General features: G+C 49.1%; 17 protein-coding genes. 10 read left to right on the top strand and 7 right to left on the bottom strand.

Translation table 11 applies throughout. The features are described from left to right. Window positions 1-12: 12 nt before the first annotated feature. A complete protein-coding gene (locus tag RJ32_RS13395) occupies window positions 13-627 on the bottom strand; it encodes a LysE family translocator (RefSeq protein ID WP_011235758.1) in 615 nt (204 codons plus the stop codon). Between the two features lie 98 nt (window positions 628-725). Here RJ32_RS13395 and recC point away from each other — a divergent pair, with 98 nt between their 5' ends. From recC to yafN, 6 genes are all read left to right on the top strand, one after another. Further along, a complete protein-coding gene (gene recC, locus RJ32_RS13390; protein ID WP_034822893.1) occupies window positions 726-4193 on the top strand; it encodes an exodeoxyribonuclease V subunit gamma in 3468 nt (1155 codons plus the stop codon). Then, on the top strand, window positions 4190-7903 hold the full coding sequence (gene recB / locus RJ32_RS13385) for an exodeoxyribonuclease V subunit beta (protein WP_034822891.1): 3714 nt from the start codon (window positions 4190-4192) through the stop codon (window positions 7901-7903). The genes recC and recB overlap by 4 nt, the downstream gene beginning before the upstream one ends. Then, window positions 7900-9819 carry an exodeoxyribonuclease V subunit alpha gene (recD, locus tag RJ32_RS13380; protein ID WP_034822889.1) on the top strand — a complete coding sequence of 640 codons (1920 nt, stop codon included), beginning with the start codon at window positions 7900-7902 and terminating at the stop codon, window positions 9817-9819. Before recB ends, recD begins: the two co-directional genes overlap by 4 nt. Next, window positions 9812-12970, top strand: a complete 3159-nt coding sequence (locus tag RJ32_RS13375) for a DUF3427 domain-containing protein (protein ID WP_034822888.1) — start codon at window positions 9812-9814, stop codon at window positions 12968-12970. The genes recD and RJ32_RS13375 overlap by 8 nt, the downstream gene beginning before the upstream one ends. Before the next feature lie 192 nt (window positions 12971-13162). Continuing rightward, on the top strand, window positions 13163-14224 hold the full coding sequence (locus tag RJ32_RS13370; protein ID WP_235598962.1) for an alpha/beta hydrolase: 1062 nt from the start codon (window positions 13163-13165) through the stop codon (window positions 14222-14224). 93 nt (window positions 14225-14317) lie between these two features. After that, entirely contained in the window at window positions 14318-14611 is a 294-nt protein-coding gene (yafN, locus tag RJ32_RS13365) for a type I toxin-antitoxin system antitoxin YafN (RefSeq protein WP_034822886.1), read from the top strand. Here the strand turns inward: yafN and RJ32_RS13360 are convergent. After that, window positions 14600-15259: a hypothetical protein gene (locus RJ32_RS13360; protein WP_034822884.1), complete on the bottom strand. Its 660-nt coding sequence runs from the start codon at window positions 15257-15259 to the stop codon at window positions 14600-14602. The genes yafN and RJ32_RS13360 overlap by 12 nt on opposite strands. A gap of 180 nt (window positions 15260-15439) precedes the next feature. On the opposite strand from RJ32_RS13360, the gene RJ32_RS13355 reads away from it, so the two are divergent. The 3 genes from RJ32_RS13355 to RJ32_RS13345 are packed head-to-tail and all read left to right on the top strand — an operon-like array spanning window position 15440 to window position 17757. Next, window positions 15440-16720: an anti-phage deoxyguanosine triphosphatase gene (locus RJ32_RS13355; RefSeq protein ID WP_034822882.1), complete on the top strand. Its 1281-nt coding sequence runs from the start codon at window positions 15440-15442 to the stop codon at window positions 16718-16720. A 2-nt stretch (window positions 16721-16722) separates the two neighbouring features. Next, entirely contained in the window at window positions 16723-17430 is a 708-nt protein-coding gene (locus RJ32_RS13350; protein WP_034822880.1) for a ZIP family metal transporter, read from the top strand. 54 nt (window positions 17431-17484) lie between these two features. Next, complete coding sequence (locus tag RJ32_RS13345; RefSeq protein WP_034822878.1) at window positions 17485-17757, top strand: type II toxin-antitoxin system Phd/YefM family antitoxin; 273 nt, start codon at window positions 17485-17487, stop codon at window positions 17755-17757. Window positions 17758-17856: 99 nt separating this feature from the next. Here RJ32_RS13345 and RJ32_RS13340 read toward each other — a convergent pair whose 3' ends face one another. Together RJ32_RS13340 and vapB are read right to left on the bottom strand one after the other, a co-directional pair. Then, window positions 17857-18306: a type II toxin-antitoxin system VapC family toxin gene (locus tag RJ32_RS13340; protein ID WP_034822876.1), complete on the bottom strand. Its 450-nt coding sequence runs from the start codon at window positions 18304-18306 to the stop codon at window positions 17857-17859. Continuing rightward, window positions 18303-18533 carry a type II toxin-antitoxin system VapB family antitoxin gene (gene vapB / locus RJ32_RS13335; RefSeq protein WP_034822874.1) on the bottom strand — a complete coding sequence of 77 codons (231 nt, stop codon included), beginning with the start codon at window positions 18531-18533 and terminating at the stop codon, window positions 18303-18305. The genes RJ32_RS13340 and vapB overlap by 4 nt, the downstream gene beginning before the upstream one ends. Before the next feature lie 126 nt (window positions 18534-18659). Here vapB and RJ32_RS13330 point away from each other — a divergent pair, with 126 nt between their 5' ends. After that, window positions 18660-19316 carry an epoxyqueuosine reductase QueH gene (locus RJ32_RS13330; protein ID WP_034822872.1) on the top strand — a complete coding sequence of 219 codons (657 nt, stop codon included), beginning with the start codon at window positions 18660-18662 and terminating at the stop codon, window positions 19314-19316. Window positions 19317-19393: 77 nt separating this feature from the next. Here RJ32_RS13330 and RJ32_RS13325 read toward each other — a convergent pair whose 3' ends face one another. The 3 genes from RJ32_RS13325 to RJ32_RS13315 form a co-directional block, all read right to left on the bottom strand. Continuing rightward, a complete protein-coding gene (locus RJ32_RS13325; protein WP_034822870.1) occupies window positions 19394-21547 on the bottom strand; it encodes a TonB-dependent siderophore receptor in 2154 nt (717 codons plus the stop codon). A gap of 72 nt (window positions 21548-21619) precedes the next feature. Beyond that, window positions 21620-22090, bottom strand: coding sequence for a hypothetical protein (locus tag RJ32_RS13320; protein ID WP_011235737.1), 471 nt, complete (start codon window positions 22088-22090; stop codon window positions 21620-21622). Then, a complete protein-coding gene (locus tag RJ32_RS13315; RefSeq protein WP_034822868.1) occupies window positions 22090-23235 on the bottom strand; it encodes a PepSY domain-containing protein in 1146 nt (381 codons plus the stop codon). Before RJ32_RS13315 ends, RJ32_RS13320 begins: the two co-directional genes overlap by 1 nt. Window positions 23236-23332 lie beyond the last annotated feature (97 nt).

Here is a 23332-nt window from a genome sequence, read left to right as displayed (position 1 = left end):
CTCAATAAAGGTTTAAGCAAAATAAAATTGTAATATATCCTCTACGACAGGAAGCACAGAAAAGACCAGTAGTAAGGCCATGGAAATATTAAAAATTCTTTGCGCGGTGTGGTTAGTCAGCAATTGACGCAGTCCGGCGCCTGCAATGAGCCAAATTCCCACACAAGGAAAAGCTACAGCCAAAAAGGCGGCTGTTATCTCTATTACCTCGGACCAAAGTGTGCCAGCTACGGTGGTAAATGCTGCAACCGCGCCGGTCGCCATAACCCAAGCTTTACCGTTAACCCATTGAAACAGCACCGCCTGCCAGAAAGTCAGGGGATTGCGGTCGCCTTTCTCAATGGTTTTCGGCGTTTGTGAGCCAATAACCCAGGCCAGCCAGAGCAAATAAAGCGTGCCGGCAATCTTTATCAGTTGGTGCAGCAGTGGAAACTGTTCCAATATGGAACCGAAACCCATACCAACCACCAGTACCATAGCCGGAAAGCCAAAGCAGATGCCCAGGAAGTGCGGCAGGCTGGCTTTAACTCCGTAGTTTACCCCAGACGACATGATCATAATGTTATTAGGACCCGGTGTTATGGTGGTTGAGAAAGCGAAGAAAAATACGGCGATAAAGATTTCCATGAACTTGCCTTATTGCAACAGAATTGTTTAATGCTGGTTTCGTTTAAAAGATACGATACCATGGCTTTGTATGAAACCACATTTAGGGAGAGCAGCGAGTGAGTGAATTGACCCCCGGCTTTATTGTCGCGCATGGACATCGGCTGGAAGACCTAACCGATGTGGCGGTTACATTCACCCAAAACTACCCGCTGGCGCCGCTGGAGCAGGAAACTGTGCTGGTGCAAAGCAACGGTATTGCCCAGTGGCTTAAAATTAATTTAGCCCAGGCCAGCGGCATTGCTGCCATGATAGACGTCACCCTGCCGGCGCGGTTTCAGTGGCAGGCATACAGAGCCGTGCTCGGTGACAATATTCCCAAAACTTCTCCCTTTGATAAAGACCGCCTAACCTGGCGATTAATGCGTCTTTTGCCTGAGCTTATCGAGCACAACCCACACTTTGCACCGCTTAAACACTATACCTCCGACGACAACGACGGTCGCAAGCTGTATCAGTTAAGCGGGCGATTGGCTGACTTGTTTGATCAGTACGCGGTGTACCGTGCCGACTGGCTGGAGAACTGGGTGCGTGGTCAGGATGTGCTGGAGCAGGAACAACCAGTTGAAGCCGAACAGTTGTGGCAGCCGGAATTGTGGCGCGCAGTTAGTAACGACATTGGCATAGATGACTACTGGAATAACCGGGCCGAACTGCATCAGCGTTTTATTGATACGGCGCAGGCGCTGACTGAGCGTCCGGCGGGTTTGCCGCCCCGGGTGGTGGTGTTTGGTATTTCCTCGCTGCCGCAGCAAATGCTGCAGGTGCTGGATGCCATAAAAGGCTACACGCAAATTCTGTTGTGTGTGCATAACCCGTCGCAATACCACTGGGCCGACATTGTCGATGGCAAAGAAGCCTTGCGGCAGGCAGTCAAAGCCTCTTCGCGCTTAAAACACAAACCGGAACTGCCCGACGACCCCAATGACGACGAACTGCACCAGCTGGCGCATCCGTTGCTGGCGTCGTGGGGTAAGCAGGGCCGAGACTACATTCGCCTGCTGGACTTATACGACGAAACCCTGGCCAAACAGGAAGCGTTTAACACCATTAAACTGGAGTTGTTTGAGCCGCATAACACGGACCATTTATTAGCCCAGTTGCAGGACGACATTCTAAACCTGCGCCCAGTTCAGGAAACCCGCGAGCTTTGGCCTGCGCCGAGTGCCTCCGATAAATCACTTCAGTTTCATGTTTGCCACAGCCCGCAGCGGGAACTGGAAGTGTTGCATGACCAATTACTGGATGCCTTTGCGAAAGACCCCGAGTTAAAACCGCGCGATGTTATGGTGATGCTGCCTGATGTGAACACCTACGCGCCTTATATTGACGCCGTATTTGGCAGATACCACAACCGTTTTGGTGAACGCGACTCGCGTGCCATTCCTTACACCATTGCTGACCAAGGCGAGCGTCATCAGCGGCCGTTAATGATAGCGCTGGAGCTATTGTTGCAAGTTGACCAGCTGCGTTTTACTCAGACTGACTTATTCAATTTGCTGTCGGTTCCGGCGGTGCAACAACGTTTTGGCATGAGTGACGACGACCTGCCGCAGTTAAAGCGCTGGGTAAAAGAAGCCGGCGCACGTTGGGGGCTGAATGCTGAGCAGCGCAGACAGTTTTATATGCCTGAAGCAGAAGAAACCAACAGTTGGTGGTTTGGCTTAAAACGCATGATAGCCGGTTACGCCATGGGTGATTTGGCAGAAGCCGGTTTAGGAAATGATTCGCCCTGGGCCAATGTAGAGCCTTATACCGAAGTGGCCGGGCTAAGCGCCGCGCTGGTGGGCTGTTTGGCGGACGTGGTTCGCACCCTGGAACAATGGTGGCAGCACGCGCAGGGTGAACACACCTTACCGGAGTGGGTCACTCAGGGCGAGTGGTTGCTGGAACAGTTTTTCGAGGCCGAAGAAGACAGTGATCGCTTACTGTTAGCTAAGCTGGGTGATGAGCTGTATCAGCTGCGGGATATTTGCATAGAAGCGGATAACGAATCACAACTGCGCCTGCCCATATTCAAAGACGCCTGGTTAGAGCGCGTGGACCAGCAGAACCTAAACCAACGCTTTTTGGCGGGCGCGGTAAATTTTGCCACCTTAATGCCTATGCGGGCCATTCCGTTTAAGTACGTGTGTGTGCTGGGTATGAATGAAAGTGATTACCCACGTTCGGTGCCTCGCGTGGATTTTGATTTAATGACCGACCGGTATCGGCCGGGCGATCGCTCGCGGCGTGACGATGACCGCTATTTATTCCTGGAGGCTATGCTCTCAGCCCGCGACTGTTTTTACTTGAGCTGGGTAGGCTACAGCGCCAAAGACAACAGCGAGCGCACACCGTCGGTGCTGGTGGCGCAATTGCGTGATCACCTGCAACAGGGTTGGGAAGTGGACATTAACAGCCTGACCGTTGAGCACAAATTACAGCCGTTTAACCCCCATTACTTTAGCCAGGAAGACCCGGAATACTTTACCTATGCCAGTGAATGGGCGCAGGCGCATCAGGGCACGGTGGCTTCTACCAGCCGCGCGGCTTCGGAAACCGCCGCAGACGACGAGCTGGAACGCACCCTGAGCATCAACGACATTAAACGCTTTATTGAAGAACCGGCGCGGCTGTACTTTAACTGGCGGCTGGATACTTACTTTAGCCGCAACAGTGAAGACCTGGACGACAGCGAAGCCTTTGTGATGGATAGCCTGCAAAGCTGGTCACTGACTACGCGTTTGGTGGATGCGGGAAAAAAAGCATTGCTGAATGGCGCAGGCATTGAAGCCTCGCTACTAAAAGAGCTAAACCGGATTAAACGCGAAGGGGCTTTAGGTATTGGCGCAATAGCTGAGCAAAATGGGTTTCAGTTGCTGGAGCAGTCGCAGGAGATACTGGAAACCTATCAGCAGAGCATTGCCGGTTATTCGGGTGTGAATGAATTTCCTGTCGAGGTGTTTTTTGAGCACAGTGGGCTGACTATTGATGACACAGTAACCGGGCTGCACAGTAATGAAAACGGCGAGCGTTTGTGGGTGGTTACCTCGGCCAGCAACATTGCCGCTAAAAACGGTAAAGGCATAAATAGCGGCGGCTGGAAGCATGCCAGTGCCTATTACCTTGGTGTGTTGCTGTTGAATTTACAAAAACCGACACGGCTTTTAATTGTATCCAAAGGTGGCTGCCAGCTGCAGGCGGCACCGGTGCCCGCTGAGCTTGCGGTGCAACAACTGGAGCAAATACTGGAACTGGTAGCACTGTCAGCGCAGCAGCCGCAGCCTATGCATCTGGACGTAGCCATGACCTGGCTAAGCGCAATGGGCAAGAACGGCCAGGACGAAACGCTGGCGCACGAAGCCGCCCGACAAAAATACGAAGAAGAAGGCTTTCAAGACCCGGCGCTGGTCACCAAAAGCGATTATTGCGGGCGCGTTGCCGAGAGTTACGAAGCCATTCAGGCATCACCACACTTCCGCCGTTTTATGGACGAACTTTATGATCCCATGCGCTTAACCCTGGTGCCGGAGGATAAATCATGAGTCACTTGCCGTCACATACCTCAGGGCATACGCTAGAGAACCCGCTCGATTTTCCGCTGAACAGCAGCCGCTTAATTGAGGCCAGCGCCGGTACCGGTAAAACGTACACCATTGCCGCGCTTTATGTGCGTTTGGTTATTGGTCATGGCTCAAATAATGGTACGAAAGAAACTGCGTTTGAACGCGAACTGGTGCCGAAAAACATTCTGGTCATGACCTTTACCAAAGCTGCCACCGAAGAGTTGAGTGACCGTATTCGCGCACGCTTAGCCGAAGCCGCATCTTACTTCCGTGACCCGGAAACCGTAGAAGGTGACCCTTTCTTAGCCAGTTTGCGGGAAGACTGCGCGGCGCAAGGGCAAAACCTGATGCACTTGGCGCGTTTGCTGGATTTAGCCTCACAGTCCATGGATGAAGCCGCGGTGAAAACCATTCACGGCTGGTGTCAGTCCATGCTGAAAGAGCACGCCTTTGCCAGCGGTAGCCTGTTCAGTCAGGACGTTGAAACTGACAACGAAGAGCTGCGCCTGCAGGCCGCCGAAGACTACTTTCGCCGTTTTATTTACCCGGCTGACGCTGAACTCAGCGCCCGGCTGTTGGAGGACTTTAAGTCACCGGAAACCTTGTTGGGGCTCACTTACAGCTTAAGCAAAAGCGGGCAGGCACCGGTCAATGGTGACTTGCACAGCCTGCTGAAAGAGGCGGAAAGCGCGCATCAGCAACGAATGGCTGCTATAAAGCAGGAAGTTGCGCCTATTGTGCAGGAACTGGTTGATAAAACCTCGCAAGCCAAGGGCGCGGCAACCAAACTCAAACAATTTCAGAAATTTGCGGACTGGTGTGGCGACCCTGACCTAGTTGAGCCCGAAGCCACCGCGGCTAACTGGAAGAATATAAGCACTGACGAGCTACAGAAGTTTGCCGATGCCAAACTCGGTGGCATGCCCAATAGCTGGGCGGTTTTAGGTGAACTGCAGGAGCGTATCAAACGCAGCAAAGTACAGCAGCAGGAAGAATTGGCCAAAGTAAAACAACACGCGGCCTTCTGGGTCAGTAGTCGCTTTGCCGAGTTGCAAAACCAGCGCGCCGAAATGGGCCACGACGACATGCTGACGCGTTTACGTGACGCGTTGAAAGGCCCCAGTGGTGAAGCCTTAGCTGCCGCTATTCGTAAGCAGTATCCGGTGGCTATGGTGGACGAGTTTCAGGACACCGACCCGGTTCAATACGAGATTTTTAACCGTATTTATAATTTGGCGGAGCCGCACCCAGGCACCGGCATTTTTCTTATTGGTGACCCGAAGCAGGCCATTTACAGCTTCCGTAACGCCGATATTTACACCTATTTAAAAGCCCGGCGCGATACCGAAGGCCGGCATTATAATCTGGCCCGAAACTTCCGTTCGTCGCAGGCCATGGTAGACGGCGTTAATGCCCTGTTTGAGCGCGCCGAAGAGCTGCCGAGCGGCGCGTTCCTGTTTAAAACCGAAGCAGAAAACCAGCTGCCCTTTAACCCAGTGGGTGCAAATGGGCTGAAGCGCACTTTCAAGCATTGCCTGTTATCCAGCAATTTAAGAACTGCACCGGCGCTCTTGTGGTCAGTATCCGGCGAAGAAAAACGCAATAAAAATGACTTTTTCCGAGCTGCCGCGAACCATCACGCTAACTTGATTGCCTCCCTGCTTAATGACCCGCAGGCAGGATATTACAACGGTGATGATAAGCTGGAGCAGCGCGTAAAAACCAGTGACATTGCGGTGCTGGTAAACAACTTTAACGAAGCCAATGCTATTAAAAAGGCGTTGAGCGATCGCGGGCTGAAAAGCGTTTATTTGTCGGACCGGGAATCGGTATTTGCGCAGCGCGTAACCAAAGACCTGCTGGCGCTGGTGAGTGCCTGCGCCGAACCGCGCGACCCGTCGCTGATACGCAGCGCCCTGGCGACACAGTTGCTTGCCCTGCCGCTGAGTGAGCTGGAACATATTCATAGCCACGAGCGCGAGTGGGAACAGCGAGTAGAACAGTTTTTAAGTTATCACGACCAGTGGCAGCGACAGGGCGTATTAGCCATGTTGCACAGCCTGCTGCAAGACCACCAGGTGCCCGCAAAGCTACTGGAAGACCGTATTCACGGCGAACGCCAACTGTCCGACGTGCTGCACATTGCCGAGCTGCTGCAACAGCAAAGCCTGGTGCTGGACGGTATTCCCGCGCTGGTGAACCATTTTGCCGAGCAGGTAAACGAACGTCATGGCTTTGGCAGCAACAGCCGCACTCAGAGTGACGAGCAGCAGCTGCGCTTAGAAAGCGACGACGAACTGATAAAAATCATCACCATTCATAAGTCAAAAGGCCTGCAGTACCCGCTGGTGTTTATGCCCTTTGTGGCGTACACCCAGGCGGAAGCCTATCGGATAAAGCCACCGGCGGTGTATCACGATGAAAACGGTGAGCTACAGGTATTGTGGTCAAAAGACGACGACAACAAACAGCGTTTGAGTAATGAGATCCTCGCCGAAGACTTACGTAAAATGTACGTGGCCGTTACCCGCGCGCAATACGCCACTTTTATTGCGCTGGAAGCGGTGAAAGAGCATCGCAACAACCCGCTCTTTTACTTGCTGAACGGCGGCGAGTCATTAACCAATGAGCTGTACAACGAAGTTAGCGAGCGCTGGCAACGGGTGCCGCATACGCAGTTAACGCGACTGGAAGACGATGAGCCTTTAGTCCGTGCGCTGGAACAAGAGCAAACAACGCCTAAACTCACACCGCGCAGCATGCCCGCAGACCGTAAGCTGGAGCGCTGGTGGGTAGCCAGTTACAGCGCGCTTAAGTACGAAGGTGCCGTGACAAAAAGTGTGCAGGCACCGCAGTCGCCCGATGAAATGAACCTGTTGGACGAGCGCGATGATGACGACGTAGAAGTCGCCAGTGCCGCCGAGCCAAGCTCGGACAGTATTCATCATTTACCCAAAGGCGCGGGGCCGGGTACGTTTTTGCATAACTTGCTGGAAGAGTCCGCCAATATCGGCTTTGCGAAAATCGCGAGTGACGCTGCCGAGCGTACCGGGCTGGTAGAGGGCTTTTGTGTCAGCCCGTATTGGCAGGAACACCAAAACAGCCTGGAGCATTGGCTGGATGCCTATTTGCACAACCAATTCCCCATTAATGACAGTGGTGACCGCATTAGCTTAAGCGCTCTGGAACAATACAAAGCCGAGCCGGAATTTTGGTTTGGTGCCAGCGAGGTTAACGCACAAAGGCTGGATGCTCTGGTTCGTGAACACATTCTGCCGGGGCACGAACGACCAGCGCTGGAGCCCAATGTGCTGAACGGCATGCTAAAAGGCTTTATCGATTTGGTGTTTGAGCACAAAGGCAAATACTACGTCGCGGATTATAAGTCCAACTGGCTGGGCGAAGACGACCACGCCTACACCGAACAAGCCATGCGCGAGAAAATACTGCACAGCCGTTACGACCTGCAATACGTCATTTACACCCTGGCACTGCATCGCCTGTTAAAGGCGCGGTTAGGCAGTGACTACGACTATGACACTCACGTAGGTGGTGCTGTGTATCTGTTTTTACGCGGGCACCGGGCGGAAACCGGCGGGGCATTTTGTGACAGGCCGCCACGGGAGTTAATAGAGCAGCTGGACGCACTTTTTGAGGGTAAGAACCTTTCAGATAAGGAGCCGGTATGACAGAAGTAACCTCGAACACCTTATTTGATGCCCTCCGTGAGTGGCGAGATGCCGGCTGGATACGCTCAATAGACCTGGCCTTTGTGGAGTTTTTGCAGCAAGCTGGAGAAACGCGCAGTGAGGTATTACTGGCCGCCCTGTGCGCCTCGCACGAAGCCGGCCGCGGGCATACCAGCACTGATGTCAAAGCGCTGCAGAATGAACCCGAAAGAGTACTGAATTTACCACCCGAGAACCGCTATTCACCAAACTGCGATACTCCCAGCGAGTTGTTCCGTCAGTTTGGTGCCGATGTGGAAACCGCATTAACCCAAAGCCACTGCGTAGACACCAACGGCAAAGGTAATCAGCCGCTGGTGTTAAGTGGCGGCAAACTGTATTTGCGTCGCTACTGGCAGTACGAAGCCTTTATAGAGAATGATTTACAGGCGCGCATGAGCGACCGGCCAGTTACCAACGACGACTTGCTGAAAAGCACGCTGGCAAAGCTGTTTGCTCAAGCAGGTGGTGAAAAGACGGATGAGATTAACTGGCAGCGTGTAGCCTGCGGGAATACCGTGCGCAATCGCTTTAGCGTAATAACCGGCGGGCCCGGGACCGGTAAAACCTATACCGTAGTGCGCTTGTTAACGGCTTTGCAGCATCAAACCTTATTCCTCGGCCTACCGCCGCTGCGCGTATCGCTGGCCGCGCCTACCGGTAAGGCCGCCGCGCGACTCACTGAGTCCATAGAAAGCGAGCTGGCTAAGCTGCGGGGTGATGCAAAACTCGCCACCCTGAAAGACGCCTTAGATTCCATAAAACCTGAAGGTAAAACCCTGCACCGCTTACTGGGTGTAAAACCGAATTCGCGCGCCTTTAAACACAATGCCGACAACCCACTGCGCACCGACGTTGTGATAGTCGACGAAGCCTCAATGATAGACATTGAAATGATGACCGCGCTGCTAAAAGCCACACCCAAAAACGCGCGGCTGGTGCTTATTGGTGACAAAGACCAGCTAGCTTCCGTAGAAGCAGGCGCCGTGTTGGGCAACCTGTGTGAAGGCGCGGACCAAGGCCACTACCACACAGAAACCGCCCAGTGGTTGCAGCAAGTAGCCGACACACCAGCCTTCCCAAGCGACTTAATTGACGACAGCGGCGAGCAACGCCTGCAGCACGTCGTGAAATTCCGCAAAAGCTATCGCTTCAAAGGCCCTATTGCCGACCTGGCCAACGCCATTAACCGACAAGACAACGTCGCAACAAAACAGGAACTGGAAAAAGCCAAAAACGCCGCCGAAGACTACCCTGTCAGCCTGTATGAAGTCAGCAGCTTAGACGACCCAGCATTCGAAGCTCTTGTCAGGGGTAGCCTGACGTTACACGTCAGGAACAATGCCGACGCAGCAACTGATGCCAACAACATTAACGATATCGCCGTGGAAGCTCTACAAAACCTAAGCAACTTCCAAATCCTGACCGCCCTGCGCGAAGGTCCCTGGGGCGTAAAAGCCGTCAACCAAAAAGTCGGCGACATACTCGGCGTAAACGCCAACACTTGGTACGAAGGCCGCCCCGTTATGGTCACCAAAAACGACTACGGACTGAAGCTGAACAACGGCGACATCGGTCTAACCTTTAAAGACCCCGAACACGGGCACCTGCGCGTCGCCTTTCCCGACCAGAATCAGTCTGAAAATAAAGGCGTGCGATGGGTACTGCCCAGCCGTCTCACCCACATAGAAACCGTGTACGCCATGACCGTACATAAATCTCAGGGCTCCGAATTCAAACACACCGTCATGGTTCTGCCCGACCACGACAGCCCCGTGCTGAGTAAAGAACTCTTGTATACGGGGATTACGCGGGCTAAGGAGCGGTTGAGTTTGGTGGGTAGTAAACTATTTAGCCAGGGAGGCAAGCGTGTCTAATTTACACCGTGGCATTTATGACTTGTTGCAAACTTCTACTGTTAAGGATGGGTTATCTGAACAGGACGGTCATCTTGTTTCTGATTTAGAAAGTCTAAGCCTTGAAGTTAGCCATAATCGTTTAGTGGAGTCATTGTCAGAACAACTTTCGCGTGTGCTAGCGGCAGTGGGAGAAGGTGAAAAACTAACTAATAACGAAAAACTGAGTCAACAAGTTGAGCTTTTAAACGGGCTACTTCAACACGCTCGCAGTGCGCTTAAAGATGAGACTGCTGCTGAAATTATTGACGAGTTTATCTCTCCTCCTCAAGTGTTGCGATCGCTTTACCGAAAAGGTGAGCAGCCAGAACTGCCTCAAATTGGGCTAGCACAGCCGTGGCTATTTACCGCGGGAAAAGACTCACCAGCTTTGCTTAATGAACTCATTGCAGAGCTATCCAGTTGCAACCATGTAGATATTCTAGTTAGTTTCATTACAGTCTCTGGTGTCCGAAAAATTCATGATGTTTTAAAGCAAATTACAGCGACTGACGCGACCGGAAAAAGTAAAACGTCGATTCGTGTACTTACCACGACATATATTGGCGCTACAGAGAAAAACGCGTTGGATATGCTCGCTAAGCTTCCTAACTGCGAGGTTCGTATCTCTTTAGATGGACGGCGGACTAGGCTTCATGCAAAGGCCTGGATATTTGAACGTAAGACAGGTTTTGGTAGCGCTTATGTGGGCAGCGCCAATTTATCTGGAGCGGCCTTAATGGGCGGATTAGAGTGGACTGTGAAGTTCACAGAACGAGGGCAAGAGAATCTCTATTCGAGAGCAAAGGCACACTTTGAGACCTTATGGGAAGATGGAGAATTTCAACCTTATGATCCGAATGATCGCGAGCATGTTGACGCACTAGAGCAAGCCTTAATTCGAGAGTCTGGTGGCAAGTATTCACTTGAGCATGTCACCACAACGTTTTTTGATATTACCCCAAAACCGTTTCAATCGGATATTCTTGAGCAACTAGATAATGAAAGGGCACACGGGCGCTATAAAAATTTGTTGGTTGCTGCCACAGGGACAGGGAAAACAGTCATGGCGGCGTTTGATTACCGCCGAATTTGTGAACAGGAGAAAGGAAGACCTCGATTATTATTTGTTGCGCATAGAGAAGAAATTCTTAGTCAGTCATTAATGACTTATCGGCAAATACTAAAGGACTCGAACTTTGGCGACCTATTAACAGGGCGACATAGACCTCAACAGTATGACCACTTATTTGCCACCATTCAGAGTCTACGTTCGCAAGGGATCTTAGAGCGTTTCCCGGAGAACCATTGGCAAGTTGTGGTCGTTGATGAATGTCACCATATTGCGGCGCAAAGTTTTGATGACGTTGTGTCTCGTATGCAGCCGAAATACCTACTTGGTTTAACAGCGACGCCCGAACGTGCGGATAACAAAAACGTACTAGCGTATTTTGATTCTCGTCCAGATGGCTCCCCATCAGTACAAATGCGGCTTTGGAATGCGTTAGACCAGCAGTTGTTGGCTCCATTTGAATATTATGCCTGTGACGATGGACAAGACTATCGTGATGTTAACTGGGCCAATGGGGATGGACGTACAGATCTTCATAATATTCTCTCTGAAAATTACGTGCGCGCGCGCAATGTTATTCGAGCATGGTCCGAAGTTGTTAATACGGTAAGTGACTCAAGAGCGTTAGCATTTTGCGTTGATGTCGAACACGCAAGATTCATGACGCAACAGTTTAACAAGGCAGGGATTTCTGCTGCACTGATTTATGGTGAAAGCTCTAGAGACGAGCGATTGTCGTTACCTAAAAAGCTGGCTAACAAGGAAATCAATGTCCTTGTGACGATCGACCTTTATAACGAAGGCGTCGATTTGCCTTTTGTCGATACGCTTTTATTATTAAGACCTACTCAAAGTGTCACTTTATTTCAGCAGCAAATAGGGCGCGGATTGCGTTTACATCCCGAAAAAGATAGTTGCCTAGTTCTAGACTTTGTCGGTCAACACCGAGCAGGATTTCGTTTCGACGTGTTATATGGAGCTATCACAGGTTTAACGCGAAACGAAGTATTTGAAGGTGTTAAAAATGGTTTTGGAAAATTACCTAGCGGTTGTTATTTACAGTTACAAAAACAGGCACGCGAATCTGTTTTAGGAAGTTTGCGCGAAGCTATAAATCAAAGATGGAACCAGCTTCGAAACGAACTCAATCACTTTGCTCGAATAAAAGGCCGTAGCCAAGTTGGACTGTCAGAGTTTTTAACGGAACAACAGTTAGAGCTCACTGATATTTATCGAGGAAATGGCAACAATACGGGATGGACAAACTTACAGCGGGCAGCCCAACTGCTGCAAGGCGAAGCCAATGATGTGGAAACCTATTTTAGTCGTCGCTTTATTAGCTTATTGCATATTGATGATCCAGAGTATTTGCAGTTTATTCAGAGAATATCAGAATCCAGTCGCCCGGTTAGTCTGAGCCAACGAGAAAAGCTATACGCGCAGATGTTGGCCTATCAAATAGATGGGCAAAATAGGCAAGTCGGGAGCGGCAAAGCATTTATTCAGCGACTGCATGATGAATCGGAAGCATGCGGTGAATTAAATCAGCTATCGCGATATCTTGATGCGAAAACAAACTATGTATTTCACGACTTACCAGGGCTAGAAGATACAGCGTTAAAACTTCATGCGTCCTATCAAATACGCGAAATACTCACTGCAGTTGGTTTTCTAAGTGAAGATCATCGTGCCCCATTCCAAGCAGGAGTATTGCGTTTGCAAGATAGGAAAGTGGAGCTGCTATTTGTTACCTTGGACAAAGCAGACGCGTTACATGAAGGTGTTGCCTACAATGATTATGCAATAAGTCGCGATAAATTCCATTGGCAGTCGCAAAATACCGCTTCTTCGAATACTCCAACGGGTCGTCGCTATATTGAGAGTGATACTAATGGTTGGCAGTTCCAATTATTTGTAAGAGAGAATAAGCAAAAAGCTTACAAAGCTTGTGGGCCTGTGACGTTTATTGACAGTCACGGAGAGCGACCAATGAATATAACTTGGGAGTTGAAAAACAAACTTCCAACTCGGCTTTATCAAGCATTTAGTGTGTTGCGGTAGGGATAGCCTACCGTATCGCTTAGATCTAGCAGCTCTCCAATTGCCCCCACCCCAGAATAGTTCTAATATACCCCCACTACCCAGTAACCTACTGATCTCATGCCTTTTTCCTTTAAAAGCCTAACCCGTTCATTTGCTTGTCTGCTCGTTCTATTCACCACTGCCAGCGTGTATGCGTCCGAAATCTTCACTATGGAATCTAAGCTCCTTGATGAAGGGATAACGGCGCGGGTCGCGTTGCCGGAAAGTTATGAGCATTCAGACAGTTTTCAGTATCCGGTGCTGCTGGTTATGGACGGTTCAACGCAGTTTGAGCACATAGCGGGTAATGTGAATTTTTTAAGTACGTTTTCTATTGTGCCGGAAATGATTGTTGTCGGGGTCAGTGCAAGGAACCGCTTAAAGCGTTTTACTCACACGAAAATGGAGGCCTACGCTGACCGCTCTGGCGGTGCTGAGCAGTACACCCAGTTTTTGCAAGATGAGCTGATGCCGGCGTTGCAGAAAAAGTACAGAGTGTCGCCTTATACAGTGGTTACCGGGCATTCGCTGTCAGGGCTCTACACCAGTTATCTGGCGACTCACCATTCAGATTTTATCAACGCGGCAATATCGGTTAGCCCAAGCCTTTGGTGGGATGACTTTGCGCTTATAAAAGACATAAAAGCGGTAGAGCAAGAGGAAGAAAAGCCGGCGGTACGTTGGTTTGTCAGTATGGCGAATGAGCCTAATGAAATGGCCGAGGCCTATGAACGTTTATTGAAGGTGCTTAAAGCGAAGTCGGAATCGGCTTTTAACTGGGAGTCAAAGCAGTTTCCCAACGAAACCCATGACAGCACGCCACTAATCGGCAATGTCGAGGGGCTTAAATCCGTTTTTCGTGGGTTTAACGCGGTGCCAAACATCGAAATTAAGTCGCTGGAGCAGTTGCAGGCGTTCTATGCTGATTACGAAAAGACGGTAGGTTACGACTTTCCTATGTCGGTTCAGCAATACAACGTGTATGGCTTAAAGGCCGCTTATGAAAGCCAAGTTGACTGGGGACAGGCTATTCTGGAGAAAGGTGTTGAGGTATTCGACCAGTCCGAAGTTTTATGGGACAGCCTGGCTACGGTTTATTCAATGAATGACAACAACGAGAGTGCGTTAAAGGCTTCGAATAAAGCCGTGCAATTCGCACGCGAGCATCAGTCAAAGTACATCAGTGAAATTGAAGCGCAGAATAGTGATTTGAAAAAACAGACAGAAAATTAAATTGTACATATTTATGTATATTATTTTGTTTGTAATTGCGTATGTTTTATGGCTATAATTTAGTCAATAGATGTAAAAGTGGTGAGGTAGAGTATGAACACACAAACTATATTGGCTGAAAAAACGGTATCTGCCAGTGACGTGCGCAAACACCCCTGCCAGTATTTTGAAGCTGAGCCTGTGGCGGTACTTTCCCACAATAAAACCGCTGGTTACATGGTAGGTGCTGAGTTATTTGAAGCTATGGTACGCCAGTTGGAAGCCTGTAACCCTAAAGTAGAGTCCCTTTTTAGGCCGACGACAGCGCGGCTAAAGGCTATTAGTGCCGAAGCAGAGAAGCTTTTAGCTGAAGCGAAAAAGTCTGATCTGGATGACTCAAAAAAGTAAATTAACCTGGCGCAACACATCTAAAATACCCTGGTCTTTCGCTTTTTCTTTTGCTGATACGTCAAAATAGTCGTTGGCTTTTACTCTATCTTCCCAAAACTTCACAAAATCCATAGGCTCATCCGGGTCTATCTGCTGAGACTCTGGCGTAAAGGTTTTGTGTAGGCTGGTTTTGGAGATTTGAAAACTCATCGCGCTACGCTGTTCACGAGTAATAACGCCGGCTTCAAACAACTGGCTGGCCAGTTCGCTCATGTCGTTAGGCGAAATCTTACGGGCATTAAAGTTTTCAGTTATCGCTATGGGAATATTGGACTGGCTGCTGTTATTGCCTTCTTCGGCCTGGCGACGCATAGCATCTTCGAATAGCTGATCGCGCGCTTCCATCAGGCTGTTAAGTTCGTCTTTTTCTTCTTTAGTCAGGCTGGATTTACTCTCAAGCTCTTCTATTTTTTGCTCAATTTCTTCTAGATGCCCGGTATCAACACCCATACGATTCAGCAATATGCTGCGGTAGGCATTGTCTATCAGCGACTCACGGTCTTGTTCCGGTGCTATGTTTCCGCTGCCAGGTTCCTCATTTTTATTACTTTGGGTCGTTGTTGTCGTCGGATAACTCGCGTTATTACTCACAGGGTTCATGTTCATGGCTTTTCCTTATCCAAAACTGGCATTGCCGTGTGGCAATGTTTTGCCTTTTTAGTGCGTTATTCGCGTTTATGGATAGAAACAGCAAGAGGTGTGCCATTTATGAACAGGTTTCTCTGGGCAAACCCGCAAAAATTTGTTTTGCTGTGGTTATAGGAAACCAAAAACGAATGGACTGATATGCACCAACGCCGCTCAGGAAAAACCACGACCTTTAATGCCGCTACGCCGGACAGCGATGCTCAGCGTGACAGGGCGCGTATTATTCATTCGTCGGCGTTTCGCCGCTTGCAGGCAAAAACTCAGGTGTTGGGTGTGGGCGAGAGTGACTTTTACCGCACGCGCTTAACGCATTCTATGGAAGTGGCTCAGATTGGTTCGGGAATTTGTGAGAAATTAAAGCAAAAGTATGCAGAGAACGACTCTATTTCGACGCATATCCCGTCTTACTTTCAAATTGAAGCCATTTGCCTGGCGCATGATATTGGTCACCCTCCGTTCGGGCATGGTGGAGAAGTGGCACTGAACTACCACATGCATGGTAATGGTGGTTTTGAAGGCAACGGGCAAACGCTGCGCATTATTTCAAAGCTGGGTGAGTATTCTGACCACGACGGTTTGGATTTAACGCGGCGCACTTTACTCGGCGTGCTTAAGTATCCGGTGTTGCATAGCGAAGTTAGTACTCGCTCACTTTCTGCCGAAGACCACCTAAGTGCTTTTAAACCACCCAAATCTATTCATGACGACGAACAGGATGTGCTGGACTGGATACTGGAACCGCTGACTCCCAACGACAAAGCGACCTTTCGCTCCACTAAAATGAAAGAGGGTAAAACCAAAGCACAGTACAAAGCTTTTGATACCTCCATTATGGAGCTGGCCGACGACATATCGTACGGCGTGCACGATTTGGAAGACTCGCTGGCACTGAACCTGGTAACTGAGAAGCAGTGGCGGGAAGATGTACTCGCTGTGTTGCATAAAGACAGCGTTATTATGCAGGAAGAGCGGTTTTATACCGAGGCGCTTTTTTCAGGCCAAAGCCGTGCGCGTAAGCACGCAATTAGTAAGCTTGTCGGGCATTTTGTGGATGCCATTGAAGTGAAAGAGCAGAACCGGTTTGAATCGCTCTGGTTAGATCTGCAGGCAAGCCTTCCTGAGAACATTGAACATACTCTGCAAGTGTTGAAGGACTTTGTGTTTAAGCATGTTATTCGGAGCTCTTCGGTGCAGGTTCTGGAGTACAAAGGCCAGATGATGATCTTGAAGCTGTTTCAGGTACTGAGCGAAAACCCAGAGCAACTGCTGCCTGGCTCTACTTTGCAAAAATATAAAAACGCAGAAAACCCCAAGCGTGTTATTTGTGACTATATTTCCGGAATGACAGACAACTACGCGACCAAGCTTTACAGTAAATTGTTTAGCCCGGACACCGGCTCTGTATTTGATAAGGTTTAGTTATGAATGTTTACATGATGCTGTTACTGGCCTGGGGGGCGGGGCTTTCCGCCTTTTTAGGTGGTGTATTTGCCCGTTACGAAGGCACGCCCAAAACTACCGGAAAGCGTGAGTTTATTCACGGCATTACCGCCTTTGGCGGTGGCATTTTAGTGTCCGCAGTCGCCTTTGCTCTGGTTCCTGAGGGAATGAAAGAATTGAATGCCTGGTCTCTCACTTTGTTGTTTGCCAGCGGTGGTATAGTCTTTTGCTGCATTGATGCGTGGTTGGCTAAACAGGGTGGAAATGCCTCTCAATTTCTTGCCATGCTAATGGACTTTGTTCCCGAAGCTTTATCGTTAGGTGCCGTTTTTGCCATCAGTCCAAATACAGGGCTGTTATTAGCCGTTTTCATTGGCGCGCAAAATTTTCCCGAGGGCTTTAATGCCTACCGTGAACTGAAGGCGGCGGGGCTCACCAAAAAAATGGCACTGGGCGGGCTATTTGTAGCCTCATTCTTTGGCCCGCTTGCAGCAATTTCGGGCTATTTATGGTTGAGCGACACCCCGGCAATTACGGCTATGATCATGAGTTTCGCCGCTGGCGGTATCCTTTACTTAGTATTTCAGGATATTGCCCCACAAGCGAGAATGCGACGTCACTGGACGCCCTCACTCGGAGCTGTATTGGGCTTTATTATTGGCATGCTGAGTAAGCAGTTGCTGGGTTAGTCGCTTGGTTTCCATCTATAATTTTAAAAGTAACCTAGTCTAGGGGCTCAGACAATGTATCAAACTAAACAGTCACGCATCACAACGGTTTCAGCATTTAAGAAAGAACTTTCCTCAATGAATGTTGAGGAGCCTGTTGTTGTTACCCAAAATGGGGAGCCACTCTATGTGGTGCGGGATCCAGCCCAGTATGAAATGCAGCAAGAACAAATGGCTTTTATGAAGCTAATGTCATTCGCGGAAAAAGATTTAAAAGCTGGACGTACCTTATCTTCAAATCAGCTCCGTTCTAATCTTGAGAAAGTGCTGACGAATGACGGCAATTAGCATTGAATATACCGAAACATTTGAACGTCAAGTTAGTGCATATAGCTAATACTGGGCGAGGTATATTGGTCAATCGCAGGCAAGGGTCTGACATTTCTTTTAACGATAGGCTGGAGTTGGCTCATTGATTGATGATTGCGGTGGTTGTTGCAGCCAGGTTTCGGTAATAAGCCCGGGAACTCGCTCAAATTCTCCGGTGTTATTGGTAACAACCGTGAGTCCATAGCATCTGGCATGGCCAGCTATCATCTGATCATAGGGGCCAATTGGTGTGCCTTGCTGTTTCAGTTTGTGACGAATAAGTGCTGTGTGATAAGCCGCGTCAGTATCGTAATTTAGTATTTTTAAACGAGCCAAAAAGCTGTCGAGTTTGTCGGCATTAGTTGTACGTTGCTGCGAGTTTTCGACACCATATTGAAGCTCCATTACTGTAACTGAACTGATGCAGAGCTCGCGCGAATGCTCATCAAAAATAGGGGCTAAGTATGCTGGTCTATTCTTCATAATATAGATGCAGATATTCGTATCGAGCATATAGCGCAAGTTCATAGCGGGTCGCGCTCCTGCTCCTCAGGCTGCTCGCGTTCAACCATAAAGTCTTCACTGGCAGGCTCTCCGCTAAACCAGGATGCCCAACTGGTTTTAGCCGGGGTAATAATTCGGCTTTCACCAACCACTAAAACTTCCACCTCTTTAACGTCTTCGGAAAAGGCAACGTCTTTGGGTAATCGGACAGCTTGAGTTTTGTTACTTTTAAATAAGCTTGTTTTAGTCATTGGTCTTCCTGTATATCCAAAATGGATATACCTATTTTAGTCTAAATTTTAATCTTGTCAAAACCGTGATCACCCCCGCCTGTTTGAGTTATAATTCGCACAAATTTCAGCCGCGAAGAGAGAGTTATGGCTAGAAACAAGAAAGAATCCATTGTTTTGGAGACCCCGACGGGGTCTGATCATGTGCTGCTGCATTCGTGCTGCGCGCCATGTTCAGGCGAGGTTATGGAGCGCATGGCGGAAGCTGGCATTAAATTTACCATTTTCTTCTATAACCCGAATATTCATCCGGAAAAAGAGTATTTGCTGCGTAAAGAAGAGAACATCCGCTTTGCTGAGAAGCTGGGTGTGGACTTTATTGACTGCGATTACGACTCTAAAAACTGGTTCGAACGGGTTAAAGGCCTGGAGTGGGAGCCGGAGCGCGGTGAACGTTGCACCGAATGTTTTGATATGCGCTTTGAGCGTACAGCGCTGTATGCCCACGAAAACGGTTTTGACACCATTACCAGTTGCTTAGGTATTTCACGCTGGAAAAACATGGACCAGATTAACGACTGTGGTCAGCGTGCGGTAGCACCATACCCTGGCCTGCACTACTGGACCTTTAACTGGCGTAAGCAAGGCGGCGCGGCGCGTATGGTGGAAATTGCTAAGCGTGAACGTTTTTACCAACAGGAATATTGCGGCTGCGTTTACTCATTAAGAGACATGAACCGCTGGCGCCTGAAAAATGGTCGTGATCGCATAGAGATAGGCGTTCAGTACTATACCAACGAATAAATCACACCTAAAAAAAGCCCCGGACGCTGGGAAGAGAGACGCCCGGGGCTACACGTGAAAGCTACACTCAGTAAGCTTTAAAAGTTATAACGGAAGTTCGCCATAATCGTGCGTTGCTGTCCGTAGAAACAGTCACCGTAATTGTCCCCTGAGTCGAACTCTCCTCGGTTCAAACATGAAGTGAGTACTGTTCTGTCAGTCAGGTTGTCAATATCCAGACTCAAACTGTAGTTGTCCCAGTCATACCCGATCATGGCGTCAAATACGGTATAGCTGGGTGTTTCTAAGTGCAGCTGATTACTATTGTAAGTTACATAACCGTCGGAAGTATTACCGACATAACGTGCACCGGCACCAATCTTAAAGCCGTTCCAATTATCTGGGCGGTACGTGGCCCAGATAGATGCCTGATGGTCCGGTGTTGCGGATAAAGGCTTACCGACTTCAGTTAGCTCGTTGCTTTCGCTTATAGCTGCATCGGTGTACGCGTAACTGGCGTAAACGTCCAGAGAATCCCAGGCCAGCTGAGCTTCTAATTCTACACCTTCTATCTCGACCTCACCCACTTGAACCTGACGGTCAGGGAATGGGGCATCGCCATCATTAGAGGGGGTAGTTCTGTTTTCTTCTGTAATTTTATAAACGGAAGCGGTCAGTAAGTGTTCTGTACCTTCCGGCTGGTATTTAACACCAGCTTCCCACTGCTTTCCTTCTAACGGTACATATGGATTGTCATAAGCATCTCGGCCAATGAGTGGAGAGAATGATTCGCTGTAACTAACGTATGGTGAGACACCGCCATCCATTAAGTACATAAAACCCAGTCGACCAGTAGTGGCATACTGGTCTGTTGCTACTCCACCCTCAGGGTTATTGGTCGCTCTATCACGACGCAAGGCGGCCGAAACTAACCATTTTTCTGCGATGCGCATGTTGTCTTGTACGTAAAACCCTAACTGATGAGTTGTTAAGGAAGCGGCATCGGTTATGTCTTCTTCCGTCGGCAAGCCTGTTGCCTGACCATAAACCGGATTGTACAAATCGAGTTCGTTAAGCACTGTCGCACTAGCAGAGTCGGAATCTGTGTATGCGTCTTGAAAATCTATGCCGAATACAAGGTCATGTTCGACAGGACCCGTTATTACCGAGCCATGCAGTTGCAGGTCACTTGTCCAGCTTCTTGAGTCAGAGCGATATAAAGTAGCTACACGACTTACTGTGCGATTATCTTCCGCAAATACCGGCGGCCAACCGTACATTGTGTTGTAGTCTGCATGGCTGTCGCTGTACCGGCTGGCCAGGCGCAGACTCCAGTCCAGATTAATGTCGTGTTCAACAATCGCTGTTAGCGCGTCTTGTTCCGTATCGTATTTATCAAAGCCGGGTTCTGACACAAAAGTTGAGCTGTCAATTTGGTCAAATTCGTTTGGTAACAAGGTGCCCTGCCAGGGGAAAAATTGCGTGCTAGAGCCTGACTCATTGCGCTGAATGTTGCCAATTAAGGTAATTTTCGTATCTTCAGAGGCATGCCAGCTCAATGACGGATTTAGCACCAGGCTGTTATCCGGAACGTAATCGGTTTGCGTATCGCTGTCGCGGTATAAGCCTACAAAGCGGCCGGTTAACGAAGCATCATCGTTCAATGCACCAGTAATATCGCCGGCAACTTGCTTACGTGAGTAGTTACCCAATTGAGCCCAGAACTGGCCTTCAGTTTCTGCCTTCGGACGCTTACTTACCAGGTTGATGATACCGCCGGTAGAGCCTTGTCCGTATAGAACTGAGCTAGGTCCTTTTAAAACTTCAATTTGACCGAGAGAATAAGGGTTAACGCGAACGTTGTTGTAGTTACCAAACAGAGATTTAAGGCCATCAAGGTACTGAACTGGAGCAACGCCACGAATCTGAGCCCAGTCGCCACGAGTGTCAACGCCGTATGGACCGTTGTACAAGCCTGCAACGTAGCCGATAGCATCCTGCACGGTAACAGCACCTAAGTCCTGAATACGGGCTTCGGTAAGAACCGAAACCGATAAAGGCGTTTCAATAATTGGCGTGTCAGATTTGGAGCCAGTGGCACTAACGTAAGAGATAAGTCCGCGAGAGCTGACATTGATGGTTTCCATCATCTCTTCTTGCGTTTTTTCTTGTTTTTCTTCTTGTGCGTAGCTGCTGGTGGAAGCTAAAGCGGCCAGGATGCTAGCCGCCAATACAGTCTTTTGAATGTTCATGATTCCCCTCGAATCTTAGATTTGGTCTAAATCGAGATGGATCCTAAATGAAAACGATTCGCGTTTAAAGTGTTATTTCACCCAAGTTTCTGGAAGTTCCCAATGAGCTTGATGAACGTCACCATTCCAGGTTTGCAAAGTGACCCAAACGCGCTGTTGTGAATTGAGTTTTTGTGGCGCTATAGCATGTACGTGCTGCAATAACTCACTGCCGTGCAAAATGCCGACATCATCTTGTTGCAGTTCTTCAATAGCTATTGGCTCCTCGCCAATGTTCACGTAACCCTGACGAATATCTCTGACTTTTCCTTCGTTAACGTACGCTGAAAAGTCTTTTACCCAGTCTTCATGATGTGCGTAAGGCGCGTCATTATTGGCTGGTTGCAAGGCCACTTTAAATGGGCCTGCGGCCTTTTCATCCCAGACAGGAGGGAATTCAGGTGGCTGCAACTGCTCATATAAAAAGTAAAAGGGCAGAATAAGAATTAAGCCACTGAGCTTAAATTTATTTCGGTTCCAGAAGGTATTTTTACGGCGTGCCATTAGTTAGCTCCTTCATTCTGTAACGACTCTTGCAGCGGTGTGCGTTTGGCTTTTGCCGCTTTCACTGTGCGAGAACCCCAAATCAAAAATCCGGTAATGGACATGGCCGACAAAATAAGTCCAAAAATAAACCAGATAGCTTTAGTCCAGATACCGCCAATAGTGCCGTAGTGCAGCGGATCAACAATATGCTGAATGGTTTGCACGGTATTCATATTGTCGGGCGAAACGGCTCGCGCTATCTCACCATTCCACGGGTTAATATCCAGCCGGTAAGAGTATTGGTCGTAGAAAATGAAGTCGCCACCGCCCATAATTTTGAACATGTCACGGTTATGCTCAGGCATCATAATGAAGCTGGGACGGATATCAGGGAAGCGCTGCTCCGCTATAAGCAAAGCGTCTTCAAAAGACACCGGAGCCTGTGCTTTTTCTCCCATAGGAATGTCAGATACTTCAACCAGCGGAGCGTGTTCTTCAATATCAATGTCTGCGTGCCAGAGCACTTGCTGAGTAAAGTACCAGAGGCCAGTTAAACTCATAACAATGAGGAACCAGATGGACCACGCGCCGCCGTGCTTGTGTAAGTCGGTTAAGAGGGTTTTTTTGCCTTGCTTGGCACGAATTTTAGGTTGCGAGTAAGCACGCCAGAACCTTTTATAAATGACCAGGCCGGTAACCAGAGCGCCAATCATGACAAAGGACATGCCCGAAACCAGGTAATAACCCACGCTGTAGCCGTCCTGCCAGGGGAATAGCAGCCAGCTGTGCAATGAACGCATGAAGTTAATAAAGGTAATGCCCTGATTAACTTCCTGAATTTCGCCGGTGTACTGGTTTACATAGGCAATGCCAACCGGAATGTTCTCGGTTGAGAACACAACGGCATTAATAATGTAGGGCTCGAACGTCATAACGGTCGTAACATTCGCCGTTGGGAACTGGCTTTTAACGTTAGCGACTAACTCGGAGACTGGCTGAGCGGCAAGACCTTCTGGATTGACAGCGCGCGCATTTTCGTTAAACAGCCAGGTTAACTCGTGACTGAATACGGCGATGGTGCCGGTAATGCAGATAAAGCAAAACAAGATCCATATTGGCAGCGAGCACCACCCATGTAATTTAAACCATTGCCTTTGCGTCATTCCAACTCCCCCGAGAAATTTTCCGAAATGATATTGTAAATACGAACAATTATCAAATACAATGTACCGATAACAATTCTCATTTACATAGTGTGGT

It is taken from the genome of Idiomarina sp. 28-8 (genome assembly GCF_000320945.2).
Lineage (GTDB): Bacteria > Pseudomonadota > Gammaproteobacteria > Enterobacterales > Alteromonadaceae > Idiomarina > Idiomarina loihiensis.
Note: the sequence above shows the minus strand (reverse complement) of the source record. Positions and strands in the feature narration are given on the sequence as shown.

Bases quoted from the DNA above. Each gene is read 5' to 3' on its own strand.
- RJ32_RS13395 (WP_011235758.1), bottom strand. From the start codon at position 627: ATGGAAATCTTTATCGCCGTATTTTTCTTCGCTTTCTCAACCACCATA.
- recB (WP_034822891.1), top strand. From the start codon at position 4,190: ATGAGTCACTTGCCGTCACATACCTCAGGGCATACGCTAGAGAACCCG.
- recD (WP_034822889.1), top strand. From the start codon at position 7,900: ATGACAGAAGTAACCTCGAACACCTTATTTGATGCCCTCCGTGAGTGG.
- RJ32_RS13370 (WP_235598962.1), top strand. From the start codon at position 13,163: ATGGAATCTAAGCTCCTTGATGAAGGGATAACGGCGCGGGTCGCGTTG.
- yafN (WP_034822886.1), top strand. From the start codon at position 14,318: ATGAACACACAAACTATATTGGCTGAAAAAACGGTATCTGCCAGTGAC.
- RJ32_RS13360 (WP_034822884.1), bottom strand. From the start codon at position 15,259: ATGAACATGAACCCTGTGAGTAATAACGCGAGTTATCCGACGACAACA.
- RJ32_RS13355 (WP_034822882.1), top strand. From the start codon at position 15,440: ATGCACCAACGCCGCTCAGGAAAAACCACGACCTTTAATGCCGCTACG.
- RJ32_RS13350 (WP_034822880.1), top strand. From the start codon at position 16,723: ATGAATGTTTACATGATGCTGTTACTGGCCTGGGGGGCGGGGCTTTCC.
- RJ32_RS13345 (WP_034822878.1), top strand. From the start codon at position 17,485: ATGTATCAAACTAAACAGTCACGCATCACAACGGTTTCAGCATTTAAG.
- RJ32_RS13340 (WP_034822876.1), bottom strand. From the start codon at position 18,306: ATGAACTTGCGCTATATGCTCGATACGAATATCTGCATCTATATTATG.
- vapB (WP_034822874.1), bottom strand. From the start codon at position 18,533: ATGACTAAAACAAGCTTATTTAAAAGTAACAAAACTCAAGCTGTCCGA.
- RJ32_RS13330 (WP_034822872.1), top strand. From the start codon at position 18,660: ATGGCTAGAAACAAGAAAGAATCCATTGTTTTGGAGACCCCGACGGGG.
- RJ32_RS13325 (WP_034822870.1), bottom strand. From the start codon at position 21,547: ATGAACATTCAAAAGACTGTATTGGCGGCTAGCATCCTGGCCGCTTTA.
- RJ32_RS13320 (WP_011235737.1), bottom strand. From the start codon at position 22,090: ATGGCACGCCGTAAAAATACCTTCTGGAACCGAAATAAATTTAAGCTC.
- RJ32_RS13315 (WP_034822868.1), bottom strand. From the start codon at position 23,235: ATGACGCAAAGGCAATGGTTTAAATTACATGGGTGGTGCTCGCTGCCA.